Below are 20,465 nucleotides of genomic sequence, written 5' to 3' on the forward strand. Positions count from 1 at the left end.
CCCCGAAATTATTGGCCGTAGCGCAAACGCAGCGCTTCCGGATAAGGATCAAAATAGCGCTGCTGTGCCAGCCACGGATGCGGGTATTCCGCCATGTAATGTTTCAGCATAGTGATCGGTGCTAACAGCGGCTGCACGCCCTGACGATAACGATCAATCAGTTGCGCCAGCTCCTGACGCTGCGGCGAACTCAACTGCGGACGGAAGTAGCCTTGTACATGCATCAGCACGTTAGTGTGATTGCGTCGTGATGCCTGATGTGACATCAGGTGCATCAGACGACTGCGGTACTCAAAGGCGTAATCCTCCAGCGAATCCCACTGGTCCATCGCCGCGACAAAGCGGCCCATCTCGCGGTATTCGTCCTGCGCATGAGATAGCAGCAATAATTTGTAGCGACTATGGAAGGCCATCAGCTTGTGGCGCGATAATCCGCTGCGCCACATTTCGTTGAATTCGTGTAGCGCATAGACGCGGCCGATAAAGTTTTCGCGGATAGCGTCATCATGCAGACGACCATCCTCTTCCAGCGGCAGCCACGGCATCTCTTTCTGTAAAAATGCGGTAAACATGCCGGTGCCCGCTTTACGATTGTTGTTGGTTTCAGGCTCGTAAACGCGGACACGTTCCAGCCCACAGCTAGGGGATTTGGCACAGAGGATGTAGCCGCACAGATGATGTAGCGACTTCACGCGTTCGGCGGACCAGCGCTGCATCTTTTCCGTCACCTCTTCGCCGCCATCTTTGCTGAAACAGAGATGGATGTTTTCATCGCTCTCTTTTACCAGGCGCAAAGCCGGACGTGGCGTCGGTAAGCCAATCGCCATTTCGGGACATACAGGTTCAAAGCGCACAAATGGCACGAGTTCGTCCGTGGCGAAAGCAAAACGTTTATGGCCACCATCAAATCGGACGTTATCCCCGAGCAGGCAAGCGCTGATACCAACAGGAATTTTCTCGCTCATACTTGTACAACCTCATAAATCTTGTAGAGGTTTTAAGTGTAGCTGAAATGCGCGGAGATAACAGCGGGAACGCGCGGTGGGGGTGAAAATTATCGATAAAAAACCCGGCGCTTCAGGTGAAGTCGCCGGGTTAATAGTGCGTTAAAATCGCTTACCAGTGAATGCCGGCAGCCGCTTCAGACTGCGCCAGCCAGACGGGTTTCGTGCTGGTTTTGCACCACATACGATGCAGGTAACTGTACAAACGTGCGCGATCTGAGCGGAATAACATCACTGGCAACGCCAGCAAACCGATTGCTACCACCAGCACGCGGCGCAGTACGATTTTATACAGTGGATATGCGCGATCCATCTTTGGCCCCCTTGTGGTAAACATTGCGTTGAAATGTGATCTGGTTCAGATATTACCCGTTATTGTGTAATTTTACTACTCATCCGACCACTATATTTGCGCTTTTTTTCAGCAATTTGTGTGGTGGTGAAAGTTAGTTACAAGATTGTGAATTAAACGATCCATTCAAGTTAAAAACTTCGTGACGGACGCCGGGCCGCTTTATTGCTAAAGTGATGCGTTAACTTTTTTGCCGCTGGAGGCAGCGTGACGACCATCTTGATAGTGGAAGATGAAAAAGAGATTCGCCGTTTCGTGCGCCTTGCGCTGGAGAGCGAAGGCCTGAAGATTGTGGAAGCGGAGCAACTGCAGCGCGGCCTGATTGAAGCGGCGACGCGTAAGCCGGATCTGGTGATCCTCGATCTCGGCTTGCCGGATGGTGATGGCAATGACTTTATCCGTGAAGTTCGTCAATGGAGCAGCATGCCGGTTATTGTGCTGTCGGCACGGAGCGATGAGCAGGATAAGATTGATGCGCTGGACGCGGGTGCGGATGATTATCTCACTAAGCCGTTTGGCATAGGTGAACTGCTGGCGCGCGTGCGCGTGGCGCTGCGTCGCCATCAAAGCAACCAGCCAGAACCGGTGGTGAAATTTGGCGAAGTCAGCATAGATTTGTCGGCGCGCCGTGTATTGCGCAACCAACAGGAAGTGCATCTGACACCGACTGAATTCCGTCTGCTGAGTTTGCTGGTGAACAACGCCGGAAAAGTGCTGACCCAGCGTCAATTACTGAATCAGGTTTGGGGGCCCAATGCGGTGGAGCACAGCCATTATTTGCGCATCTATATGGGGCACTTGCGCCAGAAGCTGGAAGCGAATCCCACGCAGCCCAGCCATTTGCTGACCGAAACCGGTATCGGCTATCGATTTATGCCATAAAAAAAGGCCGCGAAGCGGCCTTTTCTCTTCACTGCCCAATCAGGCGTTTTTCAGTACTTCGCTAACAATCTCAACCGCTTCTTTCTCGATTTGCTGACGATGTTCAGCACCCAGGAAGCTTTCGCAGTAGATTTTGTACGCGTCTTCTGTACCTGATGGACGCGCGGCGAACCAGCCGTTTTCCGTCATTACTTTCAGACCGCCGATTGACGCACCGTTACCCGGCGCCGCAGTCAGGCGTGCGGTGATCGGATCACCCGCCAGCGTATCTGCGCTCACCATTTCGGGTGACAGCTTAGACAGCGCGGCTTTCTGTGCAGAAGTCGCCGGAGCCTGCAGACGGTTATAGCTTGGCGCACCAAAGCGTTCGGCCAGCTCGTCATAGTGCTGCTGCGGGTTCTTGCCAGTTACCGCCGTGATTTCAGCAGCCAGCAGGCACAGAATGATGCCGTCTTTATCGGTTGACCAGGCTGAGCCATCGAAACGCAGGAAGGATGCGCCCGCGCTCTCTTCACCGCCGAAACCGAAGCTGCCATCGAACAGACCATCAACGAACCATTTGAAACCAACCGGCACTTCCACCAGCTTACGTCCAATGTCGTTAACCACGCGGTCGATCATCGCGCTGGAAACCAGGGTTTTACCCACAGCAACGTCTTTGCCCCACTGTGGGCGATGCTGGAACAGGTAGTTGATTGCCACCGCCAGATAGTGGTTTGGATTCATCAGACCTGCAGGCGTGACGATGCCGTGACGGTCGTAGTCAGGATCGTTACCAAAGGCCAGATCGAATTTGTCTTTGTACGCCAGCAAACCGGCCATCGCGCACTCGGATGAGCAGTCCATACGCACCACGCCATCTTTATCCAGATGCATGAAGCGGAAAGTCTGATCGATCGCATCGTTCACGATGGTCAGATCCAGTTTGTAGTGCTCAGCAATGCGCTGCCAGTAAGCAATACCGGAACCGCCTAACGGATCGACGCCAATTTTCAGGCCGGCGTTCTGGATGGCGGCGAAGTCAATTACCTGCGCCAGACCTTCAACGTATGGCTGGATCAGATCCTGCTCAACGATGTGGCCGCTCGCCCATGCCTGATCCAGCGGCAGACGTTTCACGTCTTTCAGCTCGCCTTTGATCAGTTGGTTAGCGCGATCTTCCACCACTTTGGTAACGTTGGTATCAGCCGGGCCACCGTTTGGCGGATTGTATTTGATACCGCCATCTTCCGGTGGGTTATGCGAAGGCGTGATAACGATGCCGTCCGCCTGCGCGCCGCCGCGTTTGTTGTGCTCAAGAATCGCGTTCGAGATTGCAGGCGTTGGCGTGTAGCCATTGTCCTGCTGAACAATTACGTCCACGCCGTTAGCGGCCAGCACTTCCAGCACCGACAGAATGGCTGGCTCAGACAGTGCATGCGTGTCTTTACCGACGTAGCACGGACCGGTGATGCCATTCTTTTTACGCTCTTCAGCAATCGCCTGTGCGATCGCCAAAATGTGCTGTTCATTGAAGCTTTGGCGTCCCGCGCTACCGCGGTGGCCTGAAGTGCCAAATTTCACCGCATGATCCGGATTCGCCACATCGGGCTTCAGGACGTAATACTGCGAGGTTAATTGTGCAACGTTAATCAAATCGCTCTGCTGGGCAGGCTGCCCGGCACGGGGGTGATTGGCCATTGGCGCTTCTCCCTGACGCTTCAGTTAAATGGTGCCGCGAACTTTCTCTGTCAGTTCCTGCGGGAACTGCATAGCCAGCATGATGTGTTCCACCATGCTGCATTTGCGACCTGTATTGGTGTTCGTGATCACCCAGTACGGTGTGCCGGGAACGTGCTTCGGCTTGGTATGGGTGCCATTTTGCAGCAGCGTGTGCTCGTCGCCCGCAAAGTAGACGCGGGTACGGCCCTGCAGCGAGGCAGTAGCTTCAGCAAACGCAGCCGGATCAAGACGATAGAGCGTTGACAGTACCAACATGAAGCGGTTAACCGCCTTATTCTGCTCGGCATATTCATCGGAAAGCAGCAGCTCACGTACCGCACGGACGCGATCCTGAGGACGCGCTTCACGGCTAGCAGGTTGCGCTTCTTTCATTGATGCACCAGCGGCGGGCGCAGCGGGTGCGCTCTGTCCGGCGGTGAACTTCAACATGCGGCGCAAAATATCTGAGGCGCTTTCACCAATGTGCTGCGTGTGGCTGGCAATATAACGGTAGAGTTCTTCGTCAACTTCAATCGTTTTCATCTTTTTCCGTACGATTCTGGCAAATGACAGAACCACGCATTCTTGCAACGTCCTTAGCAAAATCCAGTCGTGCAAAACGTGAGCGGGTTCTAACATAAGGATTATAAAGTTAAATCCGTGGCAGCCGATAGCGTTGGCAACGTTTACGGGCAAAAGTCGGAATATGCCCTAATGCCCACCGGCCTGACTGCTGGACAGGTGAATCCATGATAACCTAAGCCAAGGTCACAACCGTAAGAACTTTAGCCATGATTTTGAACGCCCGTCTGCAAACTGAACAATCTGCCCCCAATGCCACGCCGATTCTGTTGATCCATGGTCTTTTTGGCAGCCTTGATAACCTTGGCGTGCTGGCGCGTGGGGTGCGTGACGCACGTCCGACGCTGCAAGTTGACGTGCGCAATCACGGCTTGTCGGCGCGTAGCGATGAGATGAATTATCACGTGATGGCGCAGGACATTGTCGAAACGCTGGATGCGCACCATATAGATCGCGCGGGTGTAATCGGACACTCGATGGGCGGCAAAATCGCCATGGCACTCAGTGCCATCGCGCCGGAGCGTATTGATAAAATGGTAATGATCGATATCGCGCCCGTTGATTACCAAACGCGCCGCCATGACGAAATTTTTGCCGCTATCCGGGCCGTGAGCGCCGCGGGCGTCACGCGCCGCAGCGAAGCCGCTGAAGTAATGCGTCAGCATATTGATGAAGAAGGCGTGATCCAGTTCATCCTCAAATCTTTCGCAGAGGGCGAATGGCGCTTTAATGTGCCGGTGCTGTGGGATAACTACAGCACCATTTCCGGCTGGGAAGAGATTCCTGCGTGGCCGCATCCGGCGCTGTTTATCCGCGGCGGCGACTCGCCTTATCTGGATAATCAGCATCGCGATGCGCTGCTGCGTCAGTTCCCGCAGGCACATGCACATGTGATCAGCGGTGCTGGACACTGGGTGCACGCCGAGAAACCCGATGCGGTGTTACGCGCCGTTCGGCGTTTTTTTAACCTGTAAAAGCAAAAGCTTGCCGCTTGCGCTTTAGGGTTGGCGTCAGGGAAGGCGCTGGAGTATGATGTCGCGCTAAAAATTTGCCACGGATATTTTTTCGCCGTGGTCGGGCCGATAATGTTTTAATCGCGCAGCGCCTTTCCGCCGTTCGCGCCCACTCAGTTTTACAAACCATGGCAAAAGAACAGACAGACCGCACTACGCTTGATCTCTTCGCAGACGAGCGGCGTCCTGGTCGCCCGAAAACCAGCCCGCTGACGCGTGATGAACAGTTACGCATCAACAAACGCAATCAGCTCAAGCGCGATAAAGTGCGCGGGCTGCGTCGTGTTGAGCTGAAGATGTCGAGCGAGGCGGTTGACGCCCTCAGCACGCTGGCCGATCAGCAAAACATCAGTCGCAGCGAATTGATTGAACAAATGCTGCTGGCACAGCTCAAACTGTCGTAACGCGCGAAGACCGCACGCTGGAACACAAAGTCACGGCTTTATACGTTCCGCACTTTTTACCGGTCTGCTATTATTCGCATAACTGTGCAGTCAACTGACTTACTTTCACAATCAGGATTTAAGAGGTTACCTAACCCATGGCAATCGTAGGCATTTTCTTCGGCAGCGATACCGGCAACACTGAAAACATTGCAAAGATGATCCAGAAACAACTGGGTAAAGATGTCGCCGAAGTGCATGACATTGCTAAGAGCACCAAAGAAGATCTCGAAGCGTTCGACATCCTGCTGCTGGGTATCCCAACCTGGTATTACGGCGAAGCGCAGTGTGACTGGGACGATTTCTTCCCGACGCTGGAAGAGATTGATTTCAATGGTAAGCTGGTAGCGCTGTTTGGTTGTGGCGATCAGGAAGATTACGCCGAGTACTTCTGTGATGCGATGGGCACTATCCGTGACATCATTGAGCCGAATGGTGCGGTGATCGTCGGTCACTGGCCAACCGAAGGCTATCACTTCGAAGCCTCTAAAGGCCTGGCCGATGACAAAAACTTCCTTGGTTTGGCCATTGACGAAGACCGTCAGCCGGAATTGACCAACGAACGCGTTGAGAAGTGGGTGAAGCAGATCTTTGATGAACTGCAGCTGAAAGAGATTATTGAAGCTTAATTCCCTGCTCTGCCCGATGTGCGCACTGCCTCACATCGGGTAACGGAATTTCCTATAAAAATAATAGCTACGGTTTTTTAACTTTTCCCCGCAAATCTGTAGAATACCCGCAATGGTCATCCGCTTATTCCTCTGGCAGTAGAATGAGGCTGAGTGAAATGGAATCCAAAACCCAAGCGTCTTGAAGACGTTAGTGACGATATCCTTACAACCTTTGGTGATTAAGGACGTTGCCTTGGTTTTCATTTCACTGCTTGAGTTCTATAATGAGACGCAAATGAGAATGCGCGTTGACCTAAACATTCAAGGCCCCTGCGCCGCAAGTGACTAGCAAAGTAACAGGACAATATCCGCATGACTGACAACAACTCCGCATTGAAGAAGGCTGGCCTGAAAGTCACGCTACCCAGACTGAAAATTCTGGAAGTGCTTCAGGGACCCGGCCCAGAGTCCCATCACGTCAGTGCGGAAGATTTGTATAAGCGCCTGATTGATATGGGCGAAGAGATTGGTCTGGCAACGGTGTATCGCGTTCTTAACCAGTTTGACGACGCGGGCATCGTAACCCGTCACAACTTTGAAGGCGGCAAATCTGTCTTCGAACTGACTCAGCAGCATCACCACGATCACTTGATCTGCCTGGATTGTGGCAAAGTTATAGAATTCAGCGATGAATCAATCGAAACGCGTCAGCGTGAAATTGCCACTCGCCACGGCATTAAGCTCAGCAACCACAGCCTGTACCTGTACGGTCATTGTGCTCTGGGAGACTGCCGCGAAGACGATACGCTACACGATAAGTAATTGAGTGTGCTATGCAGTATAAAAAAACCGGCGCTTGAGCCGGTTTTTTTATGCCTGTAATCAGGCGACAAGCGTTTCCTGCAGGTAGCGCCAGCGCGGAATGGCGGTGCTGCAATCCAATACCGCCAGTGAAATGCGGCTCTGATTGATGCCGTTCATCATCTGTAATTCACGATACTGAATCGTCACTTCCTCGCTTTGCTGCGAGATGATGGCGTGCTCACTGGTGGCAATTCGCATGCCTTCACGCTGCCCCTGCAACTGGCGAAACAGCACTTCCATTTCATTGAGGTCCAATCGTTTGCCTTGCGGCGTGACCATTTTGAACTCGGGATGAAAGTGCGACAAAAACAGATCAATGCTGTCGTCGCTGCCTTCCGCCTGATTGAAAATACGTTCAATAAGCTGATGTAAAACCACCACGCTATGCCTGGCTTCCTGGGCGAGAGTTGTCATTTTTTTTCCTTAGATAAGCCGCAGAGCAACGTCTGAGAGCGCATAGCCTACCTGAAAAAAAGTTTTTCACACTGCCAAATGGGTTAATTTTTCTAAAGTCAGAATAGTCGCAAATAGGGAATTAAAGGCGGATTGAGGCGTGCAGCATAAAAGGTCGTATCTGGCCAAATTGAGATAATAAAAAAGGGCGATTGCTCGCCCTTTCATGATCTTATCGTGCTCGCGACTAAAACTATTAATCGCCGATTTTTGCCCAGGTATCACGCAAACCTACAGTGCGGTTAAACACCAGCCTGGAGGGCTGTGAATAGACGCTATCAGCACAGAAATAGCCTTCACGTTCGAACTGGTACGGTGCCATCGAATCGGCAGCACGTAAACCAGGCTCAACGAAGCCCTGTTTGATTTCCAGTGAGTTTGGGTTGATGGTGGTGAGGAAATCCTCAGCCGCGCCCGGATTTGGCACACTGAACAGACGATCGTACAGGCGGAATTCCGCTGGCAGCGCGTGGATTGCAGAAACCCAATGGATAACGCCTTTCACTTTACGGCCATCGGCCGGATCTTTGCTTAGCGTATCAACGTCACAAGTGCAATAGATGCAGGTGATATTGCCTTCAGCATCCTTAGCCACACGTTCGGCACGGATCACGTAAGCATTACGCAGACGCACTTCTTTACCCAGCACCAAACGCTTGTACTGCTTGTTGGCTTCTTCACGGAAGTCAGCGCGATCGATCCACACTTCACGGCTGAATGGCACTTCACGCGTGCCCATCTCCGGTTTGTTCGGATGATTCGGCATAGTGATGATCTCATCGTGACCTGCAGGCAGGTTCTCGATCACCACTTTCAACGGATCCATTACCGCCATCGCACGCGGTGCGTTTTCATTGAGATCGTCACGAATGCAGGATTCCAGTGAAGCCATCTCCACGATATTGTCCTGTTTGGTCACACCAATACGGCGGCAGAACTCACGGATAGAAGCGGCGCTATAACCACGACGACGCAGACCCGAAACGGTTAGCATGCGCGGATCGTCCCAGCCTTCTACCACCTTCTCGCTCACCAGCTGAGTCAGTTTACGCTTCGACATCACCGCATATTCCAGATTTAGGCGTGAGAACTCGTACTGACGCGGATGAACCGGAATGGTGATGTTATCCAGCACCCAATCATACAGACGACGGTTATCCTGGAACTCCAACGTGCAGAGAGAGTGCGTAATGCCTTCGATCGCATCCGAAATGCAATGAGTGAAGTCGTACATCGGGTAGATGCACCACTTGCTGCCGGTCTGATGGTGATCGGCAAACTTAATGCGGTACAGCACCGGATCGCGCATCACGATAAAGCTGGACGCCATGTCGATTTTGGCACGCAAACAGGCTTTGCCCTCTTCGAAACCGCCATCGCGCATCTTCTGGAACAGCGCCAGGTTTTCTTCCACGCTGCGATCGCGATATGGGCTGTTTTTACCCGGCGCCGTCAGTGAACCGCGATACTCACGGATTTCATCCGCCGACAGTTCATCAACGTAAGCCAGACCTTTGTTGATCAGCTCAACCGCATAGTTGAACAGTTGGTCGAAGTAGTCTGAGGAGTAACGAATGTTGCCGCTCCACTCAAAGCCCAGCCATTGCACGTCACGCTTAATGGATTCGACAAACTCCAGATCTTCTTTAACTGGGTTAGTGTCGTCGAAACGCAGATTGCACTGACCTTGGTAGTCTTGCGCGATACCAAAGTTCAGGCAGATAGATTTCGCATGGCCAATATGCAGATAACCATTGGGCTCAGGCGGGAAACGGGTATGCACACTGTTGTGCTTACCGCTCGCCAAATCTTCGTCGATGATCTGACGAATAAAGTTCGTTGGGCGGGCTTCAGCCTCACTCATCTCAAAATCCTCAAAAACTATAACGGGTGATTTGTACCACGAAGTAACGGAGTATGATCCACAAAGCGCAGGAGGGAAACAACCGTTTGTTGGTCGTTTTAAAACAAAAAAGGCAGGAATCGCTTCCTGCCTTCTGGCTCAATCACAAGGACTTAGCCTTTAACCTCGTAAAGCGGGGTTTCGCCTGCAACCACTGAACCGGTTGCCAGTAAATTCAGACCAGCGAAATCATCGCTATTGCTGACCACGACCGGACTGATCATCGAGCGGGCGTTGGCATTGAGGAAGTCCAAATCCATTTCCAGGATTGGCTGACCTGCAGTGACCGTTGCGCCCTCTTCAACCAGACGCGTGAAGCCTTTACCTTCCAGCGCTACTGTATCCAGCCCCATATGTACCACGATCTCGACGCCGTTTTCCGCCTCAAGGCAGAAAGCATGGTTGGTGTTGAAGATCTTCACCACAGTTCCGGCGGTTGGCGCAACCACGGTTTTGCCGGTTGGCTTGATGGCCAGACCATCACCGACTGCCTTGCTGGCGAATGCTTCGTCAGGCACATTTTCCAGCGCAACGATGTCACCGGTTACTGGCGCCAGCAGCGTAGCAATCACGGCTTTTTCGCTGTTCAGCACCGCCTGCGGTTTTACTGCAGCAGCAGGAGCAGCCGTTGACGCCGCGGCAGATGCCGCAACTGGACCTTTGCTCAGTACGGTTTTCATTGCTGTTGCAATGCTTTCCGCCTGCGTACCGACAATAACCTGTACGCTCTGCTTGTTCAGACGAATCACACCTGAAGCACCGAGACGTTTAGCGACACCTTCATTAACCTGCGCGGAATCTTTAACGTTCAGACGTAGACGTGTGATACAGGCATCGATGTTGGTCAGGTTTTCTGAGCCACCTACCGCCGCAATATAACGACGCGCCAGAGATTCAGTTTGGCTTTCACCGTTGCCGCTGTTATCGACATTGACGTCATACCCATCGGTTTCATCGCCCGCAGAGAGTTCGCGGCCCGGCGTCATCAGGTTGAATTTCTGGATGGTGAAGCGGAATACCACGTAGTAGATAACGAAGAACACCAGACCTTGTGGGATCAGCATCCACCAGTGCACCGCCAGCGGGTTACGCGTTGACAGCACCATATCCACCAGACCCGCACTGAAGCCGAAACCGGCAATCCACTGCATGCTCGCGGCGATGAATACAGAAAGACCGGTTAGAGCAGCGTGGATCACATACAGCACTGGCGCCACGAACATGAAGGAGAATTCCAGCGGTTCAGTGATACCCGTAAAGAAGGCGGCAAAGGCCGCCGCCAGCATAATGCCGCCGACTTTAGCGCGGTTTTCCGGGCGTGCGCAGTGGTAAATTGCCAGCGCTGCACCTGGAAGACCAAACATCATGATTGGGAAGAAGCCCGCCTGATAACGACCGGTGATGCCTGGGATACCTGTGCCTTCAGCGATAGACTGCGCGCCGCCAAGGAATTTAGGAATATCGTTAATACCGGCAACATCGAACCAGAATACTGAGTTCAATGCGTGGTGTAAGCCAACAGGAATCAGCAGACGGTTAAAGAAGGCGTAGATTCCCGCACCGACGGAACCCAGCTTCTGAATATGCTCACCAAAACTTACCAGTCCACCGAAAATGATCGGCCAGATATACATCAGAATGAACGCAACCAGGATCATCAGGAACGATACAAGGATCGGCACCAGACGGCGACCGCTAAAGAAGGACAACGCTTTTGGCAGTTCAACATGACTAAAGCGGTTATATACTTCAGCAGAAAGAATCCCGACAAGAATGCCAACAAACTGGTTATTAATTTTACCAAAGGCAGCGGGAACTTGCTCCACCGGCATCTTCTGAATCATTGCCACCGCTGCCGGAGAACAGAGTGTGGTCACAACAAGAAAGCCGACAAAACCGGTTAACGCTGCAGCGCCGTCTTTATCTTTTGACATACCGTATGCCACACCAATGGCAAACAGCACTGGCATATTGTCGATGATTGCCGAACCGGATTTGATCAACAGTGCTGCCAGCGCATTGCCTGCACCCCAGCTATCTGGATCGATCCAGTATCCAACGCCCATCAAGATTGCCGCTGCCGGCAGAGTCGCTACCGGCACCATAAGCGCGCGGCCGACCTTTTGCAGATATCCTAAAATACTCACCTTATTCTCCCCCTATGAGACTGGCGTTTTGCCGTGGCGCAGGTTGATTTTATTATCCCGTCGCCCGGTACCTTGATGACACTTTTCACCACGAGGCGCAGTGTAAAGATAAATTAATTCGCCTCGCAAATTAAAACCACTACAACTGTGACTTTAATCACCAAAATGGTGGTTTGATAATGCGAAATGCTAGCCAGCACCACAAACTTATTTTATGATAAAAAATATCGAGTCGCACTTATCCTTGGTGGCTACGCTTAAACGCATTACGCTTAAGGGCAAAAACTGTCAGAGAAACGGCAACTCCACATTTCCAATCTTAATTGAGGTGAAGACATGAGACTGATCCCTTTGGCCACACCGACCCAAGTGGGTAAATGGGCTGCACGCCACATTGTTAACCGCATTAATGCGTTTAAGCCTAGCGCAGAACGTCCCTTCGTGCTGGGTCTGCCAACCGGTGGAACACCGCTGGAAGCTTACAAGCACCTGATCGATATGCACAAAGCGGGCCAGGTTAGTTTCAAGCACGTTGTCACCTTCAACATGGATGAGTACGTTGGCCTGCCAAAAGAGCATCCGGAAAGTTACCACAGTTTCATGTACCGTAACTTTTTCGATCATGTTGATATTCAACAGCAAAATATCAATCTTCTGAATGGTAATGCCGAAGATATTGACGCAGAATGTCGCCAATACGAAGAGAAGATCCGCGCTTACGGCAAAATTAACCTGTTTATGGGCGGCGTGGGTAACGATGGTCACATCGCCTTTAACGAACCGGCTTCTTCCCTCTCCTCACGTACCCGCATCAAAACCCTGACGCACGATACGCGTATTGCAAATTCACGCTTCTTTAATGGTGATGTGGATCAGGTGCCGAAATACGCCCTGACGGTTGGTGTCGGTACGCTGCTGGATGCTGAAGAAGTGATGATTCTGGTTACCGGCCACCTGAAAGCGCAAGCGCTGCAGGCTGCGGTTGAAGGTAACGTCAACCATATGTGGACCATCAGCTGCCTGCAGCTACATGCCAAATCTGTCGTGGTATGTGACGAGCCAGCCACCATGGAACTGAAAGTGAAAACCGTGAAATATTTCCGCGAAATGGAAGCGGAAAATATGAAAGGTGTTTGAAAACACGTTGTAACAAAACCTGCTGCTTTCAGGCAGCAGGCTTAGCCGGGAGAGAGAAACGATGTACGCATTAGTGAACGGCCGGATTTTTACTGGTCATGAAATTCTGGACAATCATGCAGTTGTGATTGCAGATGGCCTGATTGAGCGCGTGTGTCCGCGTGATGCCCTGGACGCGGCAATTGCACAGCAGGATGTGGCTGGTGCGTTTCTCGCTCCTGGTTTTATTGATTTGCAGCTTAACGGCTGCGGCGGCGTGCAGTTCAATGATGACATCAATGCGTTAAGCGTTGAAACGCTGGAGATCATGCAGCGTGCCAACGAGAAATCAGGCTGCACCAGCTATTTGCCAACGCTGATTACCAGCACCGATGCGCTGATGAGACGCGCAGTCGAAACCATGCGCGCTTACCTGGCCAAGCATCAGAATCAGGCAATCGGCCTGCATCTGGAAGGTCCGTGGCTGAATAAAGCTAAAAAAGGTACGCACAATCCTGAATTGATTCGCCTGCCGGATGCCGAGCTGGTGGATTTCCTCTGCGCCAATGCCGACGTCATCACTAAAGTCACGCTGGCACCTGAAAATACGGGCAGCGAGGTGATTCGTCAGCTGCGTGATGCCGGCATCATCGTGTCAGCGGGTCACTCCAACGCGACCTATGAAGAAGCAAAAATTGGCTTCAGCGCGGGCGTCAGCTTTGCTACGCATCTCTACAATGCCATGCCAACCTTCGCTGGACGTGAGCCAGGTCTGATCGGTGCGCTGTTTGATTCGCCTGATGTATACTGCGGCATCATTGCGGATGGTTTACATGTCCATTACGCTAATGTGCGCAATGCAAAACGCATTAAAGGCGACAAGCTGGTGTTAGTGACGGATGCCACAGCACCGGCGGGCGCATCGATTGATCAATTTATTTTTGCAGGCAAAACAATATACTATCGCGATGGCCTGTGCGTTGACGAGAACGGTACGCTCAGCGGTTCTGCCTTGACCATGATTGAAGCGGTGCAGAACAGCGTTGAACATTGCGGTATCGCTCTTGATGAAGCGCTGCGTATGGCGACGCTCTATCCAGCGCAGGCGATGGGTGTGGAGAAGCAGTTAGGCACGGTCGAAGCAGGAAAAGTCGCCAACCTGACTGTCTTTACCCGCGATTATCAAATCACTAAGACGTTCGTCAACGGAGACAACGTCCTCAGCGAGTAAGCATTGAATGACCACTGGCGGCCAGTCTCAAATAGGAAATGTTGATCTTGTTAAACAACTCAATAGTGCAGCCGTTTATCGGCTAATCGATCAGCAGGGGCCAATTTCGCGCATTCAGATTGCCGAACACAGTCAGCTTGCGCCCGCCAGTGTCACCAAAATTACCCGCCAGCTCATTGAGCGCGGCCTCATCAAAGAGGTGGAGCAACAAGCCTCCACCGGTGGGCGTCGCGCGATCTCCATCATTACTGAAACCCGTCATTTTCATACTATCGGCGTGCGCTTAGGGCGTAATGACGCGACGTTGACGCTGTTTGATCTGAGCGGAAAATCGCTGGCGCAGGAAGATTATCCGCTGCCCGAGCGCACGCAGGAAACGCTGGAGAACGCGCTGTTCAATGCCATCAGCGCCTTTATGGCCGCGCATCAGCGTAAGATTCATGAACTGATTGCTATCTCGGTGATTCTGCCCGGTTTGGTCGATCCCATTAACGGCATCATTCGCTACATGCCGCACATCGCGGTAAGTCATTGGCCGCTGGTTTCCAGCCTGAAAAAACGCTTCAACGTCACCAGCTTTGTTGGTCATGACATCCGTAGCCTGGCGCTGGCCGAGCACTACTTCGGTGCAAGTCGCGATTGCGCAGACTCCATTCTGGTGCGTTTGCATCGCGGCACCGGTGCCGGAATCATCGCCAACGGCCACATTTTCCTCGGCAGTAACGGCAACGTGGGCGAGATTGGCCATATTCAGGTTGATCCGCTGGGTGAACGCTGCCACTGCGGTAACTTTGGCTGCCTGGAAACCATTGCGGCTAATGGAGCGATTGAAAACCGTGTGCGTCACTTGCTGAATCAAGGCTATCCCAGCTCATTAACCTTGAATGATTGCCTGATGCCGCAGATTTGTCGCGCCGCTAATCATGGCGACGCGCTGGCGTGCGAAGTGATTGAATATGTCGGCCGCTATTTAGGCAAGGCGATTGCTATCGCCATCAACCTGTTCAATCCGCAAAAAGTGGTGTTGGCCGGTGAAATCACTGAAGCCGATAAAGTACTGTTTCCTGCTATTGAAGGGTGTATCAATACGCAGACGCTGCCTGCCTTCCGTAAAAATCTGCCGGTGGTGCGTTCCGAGCTCGATCATCGCTCGGCGATTGGCGCCTTTGCTTTGGCAAAACGCGCAATGCTGAATGGCATTTTGCTGCAACATCTGCTGGAAGAGTAATCACCAGCCTGCTGTCAAGCAGGCCCGACCGGATGCAATCTATGACGATTAAAAGCGTAATCTGTGACATCGACGGCGTGTTGATGCATGACAATACCGCCGTTCCCGGCGCGAAAGAATTTCTGCAGCGCATTCTGGCGAAGGATATGCCGTTGGTGGTGTTGACCAATTATCCTTCGCAAACCGCGCTGGATCTGGCGAACCGCTTTGCCAACGCCGGCATTGACGTACCGGATTCGGTGTTTTACACCTCGGCGATGGCCACCGCCGATTTCCTGCGCCGTCAGGAAGGGAAAAAAGCCTACGTAATTGGCGAAGGTGCGCTGATTCATGAGCTGTATAAAGCTGGCTTCACCATCACCGACGTTAATCCAGATTTCGTTATCGTCGGTGAAACGCGCTCTTTCAATTGGGAAATGATGCATAAAGCCGCTTTCTTCGTGGCCAATGGCGCCCGCTTTATCGCCACTAATCCCGATACACATGCACGCGGCTTTGTTCCTGCCTGCGGAGCACTCTGCGCCGGTATCGAAACCATCTCCGGCCGTAAACCGTTTTACGTCGGAAAACCGAGTCCGTACATCATGCGCGCGGCGTTAAACAAAATGCATGCGCATTCGGAAGAGACGGTCATTGTGGGCGATAACCTGCGGACAGACATTCTGGCAGGCTTCCAGGCGGGTCTGGAAACCATTCTGGTGCTGTCTGGCGTTTCCACACTGAGTGATATTGATGCGATGCCTTTCCGCCCGGATTGGATTTACCCATCGGTCGCCGATATCGACCTGTTCTGATTCCAGCCATCACCCCTTCTTATGGCCCTGCTTATGCAGGGCTTTTGTTTTTTCTGTGGTTATGCCTTTCTTTACCGCTCGCCCCATGCCTACAAAACGAACGATAATGCAGTTTCATTAGATGCCATCTAAAATAAAAACGTAATAATTGAATAATATTCAATATTATTTGCCCATCAACATTCTTTTTATCAAAGAATCGCAATTTTGCTTGCACTAACACCGCCATTTAGCGCATTTTCTTATACATCACGCAGCCAAGGCTGCCGGACAAACGTAGAAATAACTTCGCCACAAGGTGAGATCAGGAGTCAGTTATGTGTTCAATTTTTGGTGTGCTGGATCTGAAAAGCGATCCTATTGAGCTGCGCAAGAAAGCGCTGGAATCTTCTCGTCTGATGCGTCACCGCGGCCCGGATTGGTCAGGTGTTTATGCGGATGATAAAGCCATTCTGGTGCATGAGCGTCTGTCGATTGTTGACGTTAACAACGGCGCACAGCCGCTGTATAACGCTGACCACACCCACGTACTGGCTGTTAACGGCGAAATTTACAACCATCAGGCGCTGCGTGCTGAGTTGAGCGATCGTTACGCTTTCCAGACCGGTTCTGACTGTGAAGTGATCCTCGCGCTGTATCAGGAAAAAGGCGTCGATTTCCTCGACGAGCTGCAAGGCATGTTCGCCTTCATTCTGTGGGACAGCGTGAAGCAACAATATCTGATTGGTCGCGACCATATCGGCATTATCCCGCTGTATATGGGCAACGACGAGCACGGCAACCTGTATGTCGCTTCCGAGATGAAAGCGCTGGTGCCGGTGTGCCGCAGCATCAAAGAGTTCCCGCCGGGAAGCTACATGTCGAGCGCCGATGGTGAAATCCGTCGTTACTGGCAGCGTGACTGGATGGAATATTCCGCCGTTGAGCACAACACTACGGATGCCGCCGAGCTGAAACATGCGCTGGAAGAGTCAGTAAAAAGTCACCTGATGTCTGACGTGCCTTACGGCGTGCTGCTGTCTGGCGGCCTGGACTCCTCCATCATTTCTGCCGTGACCAAGCGCTTTGCTGCGAAACGTGTTGAAGATGCGGATAAGAGCGATGCATGGTGGCCGCAGTTGCACTCCTTCGCGGTTGGCCTGGAAGGTTCTCCAGACCTGAAAGCAGCGAAATCAGTCGCAGAACACCTCGGTACCGTGCACCACGAAATCCATTTCACCGTGCAGGAAGGCCTGGATGCGATCCGTGAAGTGATTTACCACATCGAAACCTATGATGTGACCACCATTCGCGCCTCTACGCCGATGTATTTAATGTCGCGTAAGATCAAAGCGATGGGCATCAAAATGGTGTTGTCCGGTGAAGGTGCGGATGAAGTCTTTGGCGGCTACCTCTATTTCCATAAGGCGCCAAACGCCAAAGAATTCCACGAAGAGAACGTACGTAAACTGCTGGCTCTGCACATGTTTGACTGTGCTCGCGCCAACAAAGCGATGTCCGCCTGGGGCGTGGAAGCGCGTGTGCCGTTCCTCGACAAGAAATTCCTCGACGTGGCGATGCGCATCAACCCGGCAGACAAACTCTGTGGCAGCAACGGCAAGATGGAAAAACACATCCTGCGCGAATGCTTCTCTTCTTACCTGCCGGAGAGCGTGGCGTGGCGTCAGAAAGAGCAGTTCTCTGATGGTGTGGGCTACAGCTGGATAGATACGCTGAAAGAAGTGGCGGCGAAGCAAATCACCGATCAACAGCTGTCGACTGCGCACTTCCGCTTCCCGTACAACACGCCGAACTCGAAAGAAGCGTATCTGTATCGCGAGATCTTCGAGGAATTGTTCCCGATCGCCAGCGCCGCAGAGTGTGTGCCAGGCGGTCCGTCGGTGGCCTGTTCTTCGGCTAAAGCGATCGAGTGGGATGAAGCCTTTAAATCCATGGATGACCCTTCTGGTCGTGCCGTAGGTGTGCATCAGTCCGCGTATAAATAAGGTTTTTACTCAACAAGATATGGGGCTCATTCGAGCCCCTTTTTTATGCAATCCCTCGTACAACCTGAGAAATTAGCCGAATAAATCACCAGCCTGGTTACAAGCCAGACAAACAGGCGTTTTAAGGCGAAAAACGGCAAAAAAATTGTTGACGCTACAAGACTCAATACGCATAATGCGCCCCGCAACGCCGATGAAGGTTACGCGAAAAAGATGGCTACGTAGCTCAGCTGGTTAGAGCACATCACTCATAATGATGGGGTCACAGGTTCAAATCCCGTCGTAGCCACCATCTTTTTGCGGGAGTGGCGAAATTGGTAGACGCACTAGATTTAGGTTCTAGCGCCGCAAGGTGTGCGAGTTCAAGTCTCGCCTCCCGCACCATTTCAGTCTTCGGCAGCCGGATGGGGTATCGCCAAGCGGTAAGGCACTGGTTTTTGATACCAGCATTCCCAGGTTCGAATCCTGGTACCCCAGCCAATCCGGATTATGTTGTGGATACAAAGTCGACGAATGGGATATCGCCAAGCGGTAAGGCACCGGTTTTTGATACCGGCATTCCCTGGTTCGAATCCAGGTATCCCAGCCATCGTCGGACGCAGTAAGCAGTACAAAGGCTACGTAGCTCAGCTGGTTAGAGCACATCACTCATAATGATGGGGTCACAGGTTCAAATCCCGTCGTAGCCACCAAATTATTGGGGTGTCGCCAAGCGGTAAGGCTCTGGTTTCTGATACCAGCATTCCGGGGTTCGAATCCCTGCACCCCAGCCATAAAAAGACAATTTGATCAAACACCTATTGGGGTGTCGCCAAGCGGTAAGGCACTGGTTTCTGATACCAGCATTCCGGGGTTCGAATCCCTGCACCCCAGCCAAATTGCACAATAAAGCCCGCTTATGCGGGCTTTATTGTTTTCTGCGTTTGGCAAAGTGGCGAGCAAACTTTTAACCAAGAGCGCATCAATGCGCTCCATACAATCACAAACCTAATGCGTAACGCAGCACCTTACGTTTCAACTCTCCGGCATTCTCCGCCGCAATCAGCGCCAGGTTTCGCGCAAAACGCAGCGGCGGCAGTTTATTGCTAAACGCGAAGTAGAACAGATCCATTCCGCCCTGCATCAGTAAATTATCTTTGTAACGCTGACGATGATAACGCTGCAGCACAGCATCCGATGACCAGAGCTCCGCCTGGTTGCGCGCCTCGACCAGCCTCGTGATCAACGCATCCACATCCCTATAGCCCAGATTAACGCCCTGCCCGGCCAGCGGATTGATGGTGTGCGCCGCATCCCCCACCAGCGCCAATCCCGGCATCACATAACGCGTAGCATGACGTCGCACCAGCGGGAAAGAGGCCGCAGTTTTGACCTGAATACGGCCAACGCGTGCCGGGAAGTGAGCATAAATCTCTTTCTCCAGTTGCGGGAGCGGCAAACTTTGCAGCTGACGGATACGCGCGGGTGCGTCGTACCACACCAGCGAAGCACGACGATCAAACAGCGGCAGGAAAGCGCGCGGCCCTTGCGGCGTAAACTGCTGCCAGGTGGCATCGCCCGCCTCCTGCTCGCACTCCACGCTTATCAGCATGCAGGATTGCGCATAGTTCCAGCCGCGCACGCCAATACCCGCTAACTGGCGCACACGCGAGTTAGCACCATCTGCGCCGACCACTAAACGCGCATCCAGCGTTTGGCCGTTATCGAGTTGCACCTGCCAGCCAGCGCTGTGCGGCTGCAAACCCTGCAAGCTCGCCGGGCAGATCAGTGTGATGCCCTCTTGCTGCATTTTTTCCCACAGCGCACGCTGCAGCACGCTGTTTTCCACCATAAAGCCCAGCTCGGGCAACCCAAGCGACGCCGCATCAAACTTCACATGCGCGTTTTGCCACTCCCAGGTTTCCAGTTGGCGATAGGGCGCACAGCGCATCGCCTGCACACGTTGCCAGACATCCAGTTGCTGCAGCAGCGCCACCGACGACGCACCGATGGCGGAGATACGCACATCTGGCTCGCTGCTGGCATCAAAGCTTGCCGGTTCTGCCCGTTCAATGACCGCTACGCGAAACTGCTGCTGCGCCAGGCCACACGCCAGCGCCGCACCAACCATGCCACCGCCCACGATCACCACATCAAAATGTGAATCCTGCATCGAC

The 20,465-nt window shown here is 52.6% G+C and carries 18 protein-coding genes and 7 tRNA genes; 17 read left to right on the forward strand and 8 right to left on the reverse strand.

Going from position 1 to position 20,465, the window contains the following annotated elements; translation table 11 throughout:
* Window positions 1–8 precede the first annotated feature (8 nt).
* Window positions 9–965, reverse strand: coding sequence for a 2-thiouracil desulfurase family protein (locus IB226_RS18025; RefSeq protein WP_101763228.1), 957 nt, complete (start codon window positions 963–965; stop codon window positions 9–11).
* Between the two features lie 151 nt (window positions 966–1,116).
* Complete coding sequence (locus IB226_RS18030) at window positions 1,117–1,317, reverse strand: YbfA family protein (protein WP_008107019.1); 201 nt, start codon at window positions 1,315–1,317, stop codon at window positions 1,117–1,119.
* Window positions 1,318–1,563: 246 nt separating this feature from the next.
* On the opposite strand from IB226_RS18030, the gene kdpE reads away from it, so the two are divergent.
* Window positions 1,564–2,238, forward strand: a complete 675-nt coding sequence (gene kdpE, locus IB226_RS18035; RefSeq protein ID WP_192236632.1) for a two-component system response regulator KdpE — start codon at window positions 1,564–1,566, stop codon at window positions 2,236–2,238.
* A gap of 39 nt (window positions 2,239–2,277) precedes the next feature.
* On the opposite strand, the gene pgm is transcribed toward kdpE, so the two are convergent.
* Complete coding sequence (gene pgm, locus IB226_RS18040) at window positions 2,278–3,918, reverse strand: phosphoglucomutase (alpha-D-glucose-1,6-bisphosphate-dependent) (protein WP_101763230.1); 1,641 nt, start codon at window positions 3,916–3,918, stop codon at window positions 2,278–2,280.
* 24 nt (window positions 3,919–3,942) lie between these two features.
* Window positions 3,943–4,482, reverse strand: a complete 540-nt coding sequence (seqA, locus tag IB226_RS18045; RefSeq protein WP_110865729.1) for a replication initiation negative regulator SeqA — start codon at window positions 4,480–4,482, stop codon at window positions 3,943–3,945.
* 248 nt (window positions 4,483–4,730) lie between these two features.
* Here seqA and ybfF point away from each other — a divergent pair, with 248 nt between their 5' ends.
* The 4 genes from ybfF (at window position 4,731) to fur (ending at window position 7,410) form a co-directional block, all read left to right on the forward strand.
* Complete coding sequence (ybfF, locus tag IB226_RS18050; RefSeq protein ID WP_110865728.1) at window positions 4,731–5,495, forward strand: esterase; 765 nt, start codon at window positions 4,731–4,733, stop codon at window positions 5,493–5,495.
* Between the two features lie 167 nt (window positions 5,496–5,662).
* Entirely contained in the window at window positions 5,663–5,938 is a 276-nt protein-coding gene (gene ybfE, locus IB226_RS18055) for a LexA regulated protein (RefSeq protein WP_007890670.1), read from the forward strand.
* Window positions 5,939–6,075: 137 nt separating this feature from the next.
* Window positions 6,076–6,606 carry a flavodoxin FldA gene (gene fldA / locus IB226_RS18060; protein WP_110865727.1) on the forward strand — a complete coding sequence of 177 codons (531 nt, stop codon included), beginning with the start codon at window positions 6,076–6,078 and terminating at the stop codon, window positions 6,604–6,606.
* Between the two features lie 354 nt (window positions 6,607–6,960).
* Window positions 6,961–7,410, forward strand: a complete 450-nt coding sequence (gene fur / locus IB226_RS18065) for a ferric iron uptake transcriptional regulator (RefSeq protein WP_007890672.1) — start codon at window positions 6,961–6,963, stop codon at window positions 7,408–7,410.
* 60 nt (window positions 7,411–7,470) lie between these two features.
* On the opposite strand, the gene IB226_RS18070 is transcribed toward fur, so the two are convergent.
* The 3 genes from IB226_RS18070 to nagE form a co-directional block, all read right to left on the reverse strand.
* Window positions 7,471–7,866, reverse strand: a complete 396-nt coding sequence (locus IB226_RS18070; protein ID WP_101763235.1) for a hypothetical protein — start codon at window positions 7,864–7,866, stop codon at window positions 7,471–7,473.
* Window positions 7,867–8,101: 235 nt separating this feature from the next.
* Complete coding sequence (glnS, locus tag IB226_RS18075; protein ID WP_101763236.1) at window positions 8,102–9,769, reverse strand: glutamine--tRNA ligase; 1,668 nt, start codon at window positions 9,767–9,769, stop codon at window positions 8,102–8,104.
* Between the two features lie 152 nt (window positions 9,770–9,921).
* Complete coding sequence (nagE, locus tag IB226_RS18080; RefSeq protein WP_137386855.1) at window positions 9,922–11,949, reverse strand: N-acetylglucosamine-specific PTS transporter subunit IIBC; 2,028 nt, start codon at window positions 11,947–11,949, stop codon at window positions 9,922–9,924.
* Between the two features lie 342 nt (window positions 11,950–12,291).
* Here nagE and nagB point away from each other — a divergent pair, with 342 nt between their 5' ends.
* The 12 genes from nagB (at window position 12,292) to IB226_RS18140 (ending at window position 19,185) form a co-directional block, all read left to right on the forward strand.
* Window positions 12,292–13,092: a glucosamine-6-phosphate deaminase gene (nagB, locus tag IB226_RS18085; RefSeq protein WP_110865725.1), complete on the forward strand. Its 801-nt coding sequence runs from the start codon at window positions 12,292–12,294 to the stop codon at window positions 13,090–13,092.
* A gap of 61 nt (window positions 13,093–13,153) precedes the next feature.
* Window positions 13,154–14,302, forward strand: a complete 1,149-nt coding sequence (gene nagA / locus IB226_RS18090) for an N-acetylglucosamine-6-phosphate deacetylase (protein WP_192236633.1) — start codon at window positions 13,154–13,156, stop codon at window positions 14,300–14,302.
* 7 nt (window positions 14,303–14,309) lie between these two features.
* The gene (locus IB226_RS18095; RefSeq protein ID WP_137385370.1) at window positions 14,310–15,530 is read left to right on the forward strand and encodes an N-acetylglucosamine repressor; all 1,221 of its coding nucleotides are present in this window, start codon (window positions 14,310–14,312) and stop codon (window positions 15,528–15,530) included.
* A gap of 41 nt (window positions 15,531–15,571) precedes the next feature.
* Window positions 15,572–16,324, forward strand: a complete 753-nt coding sequence (locus tag IB226_RS18100; RefSeq protein WP_192236634.1) for an HAD-IIA family hydrolase — start codon at window positions 15,572–15,574, stop codon at window positions 16,322–16,324.
* A gap of 317 nt (window positions 16,325–16,641) precedes the next feature.
* Window positions 16,642–18,309 (forward strand): asparagine synthase B, encoded by a 1,668-nt coding sequence (gene asnB / locus IB226_RS18105; protein ID WP_192236635.1) that lies wholly within the window; start codon window positions 16,642–16,644, stop codon window positions 18,307–18,309.
* A gap of 215 nt (window positions 18,310–18,524) precedes the next feature.
* A tRNA-Met gene (locus IB226_RS18110) sits at window positions 18,525–18,601 on the forward strand.
* 7 nt (window positions 18,602–18,608) lie between these two features.
* Window positions 18,609–18,693, forward strand: a tRNA-Leu gene (locus IB226_RS18115).
* A 21-nt stretch (window positions 18,694–18,714) separates the two neighbouring features.
* Window positions 18,715–18,789: transfer RNA gene (locus IB226_RS18120), tRNA-Gln, on the forward strand.
* A 34-nt stretch (window positions 18,790–18,823) separates the two neighbouring features.
* Window positions 18,824–18,898, forward strand: a tRNA-Gln gene (locus tag IB226_RS18125).
* Window positions 18,899–18,924: 26 nt separating this feature from the next.
* A tRNA-Met gene (locus tag IB226_RS18130) sits at window positions 18,925–19,001 on the forward strand.
* 6 nt (window positions 19,002–19,007) lie between these two features.
* Window positions 19,008–19,082: transfer RNA gene (locus IB226_RS18135), tRNA-Gln, on the forward strand.
* A 28-nt stretch (window positions 19,083–19,110) separates the two neighbouring features.
* Window positions 19,111–19,185, forward strand: a tRNA-Gln gene (locus IB226_RS18140).
* Window positions 19,186–19,288: 103 nt separating this feature from the next.
* Here the strand turns inward: IB226_RS18140 and ubiF are convergent.
* Window positions 19,289–20,461, reverse strand: a complete 1,173-nt coding sequence (gene ubiF, locus IB226_RS18145; RefSeq protein ID WP_192236636.1) for a 3-demethoxyubiquinol 3-hydroxylase — start codon at window positions 20,459–20,461, stop codon at window positions 19,289–19,291.
* Window positions 20,462–20,465: the final 4 nt, after the last annotated feature.

The sequence above is a fragment of the Pantoea sp. PNT03 genome (genome assembly GCF_014852515.1).
In the GTDB taxonomy this organism is placed as follows: Bacteria; Pseudomonadota; Gammaproteobacteria; order Enterobacterales; family Enterobacteriaceae; genus Pantoea; species Pantoea leporis.

Excerpts from the sequence above, each read along its gene's own strand:
- glnS (WP_101763236.1), bottom strand. The coding sequence starts at position 9,769 with ATGAGTGAGGCTGAAGCCCGCCCAACGAACTTTATTCGTCAGATCATC.
- seqA (WP_110865729.1), bottom strand. The coding sequence starts at position 4,482 with ATGAAAACGATTGAAGTTGACGAAGAACTCTACCGTTATATTGCCAGC.
- IB226_RS18095 (WP_137385370.1), top strand. The coding sequence starts at position 14,310 with ATGACCACTGGCGGCCAGTCTCAAATAGGAAATGTTGATCTTGTTAAA.
- nagB (WP_110865725.1), top strand. The coding sequence starts at position 12,292 with ATGAGACTGATCCCTTTGGCCACACCGACCCAAGTGGGTAAATGGGCT.
- nagA (WP_192236633.1), top strand. The coding sequence starts at position 13,154 with ATGTACGCATTAGTGAACGGCCGGATTTTTACTGGTCATGAAATTCTG.
- ybfE (WP_007890670.1), top strand. The coding sequence starts at position 5,663 with ATGGCAAAAGAACAGACAGACCGCACTACGCTTGATCTCTTCGCAGAC.
- IB226_RS18100 (WP_192236634.1), top strand. The coding sequence starts at position 15,572 with ATGACGATTAAAAGCGTAATCTGTGACATCGACGGCGTGTTGATGCAT.
- ubiF (WP_192236636.1), bottom strand. The coding sequence starts at position 20,461 with ATGCAGGATTCACATTTTGATGTGGTGATCGTGGGCGGTGGCATGGTT.
- pgm (WP_101763230.1), bottom strand. The coding sequence starts at position 3,918 with ATGGCCAATCACCCCCGTGCCGGGCAGCCTGCCCAGCAGAGCGATTTG.
- IB226_RS18030 (WP_008107019.1), bottom strand. The coding sequence starts at position 1,317 with ATGGATCGCGCATATCCACTGTATAAAATCGTACTGCGCCGCGTGCTG.
- fur (WP_007890672.1), top strand. The coding sequence starts at position 6,961 with ATGACTGACAACAACTCCGCATTGAAGAAGGCTGGCCTGAAAGTCACG.
- IB226_RS18070 (WP_101763235.1), bottom strand. The coding sequence starts at position 7,866 with ATGACAACTCTCGCCCAGGAAGCCAGGCATAGCGTGGTGGTTTTACAT.
- fldA (WP_110865727.1), top strand. The coding sequence starts at position 6,076 with ATGGCAATCGTAGGCATTTTCTTCGGCAGCGATACCGGCAACACTGAA.
- IB226_RS18025 (WP_101763228.1), bottom strand. The coding sequence starts at position 965 with ATGAGCGAGAAAATTCCTGTTGGTATCAGCGCTTGCCTGCTCGGGGAT.
- ybfF (WP_110865728.1), top strand. The coding sequence starts at position 4,731 with ATGATTTTGAACGCCCGTCTGCAAACTGAACAATCTGCCCCCAATGCC.
- asnB (WP_192236635.1), top strand. The coding sequence starts at position 16,642 with ATGTGTTCAATTTTTGGTGTGCTGGATCTGAAAAGCGATCCTATTGAG.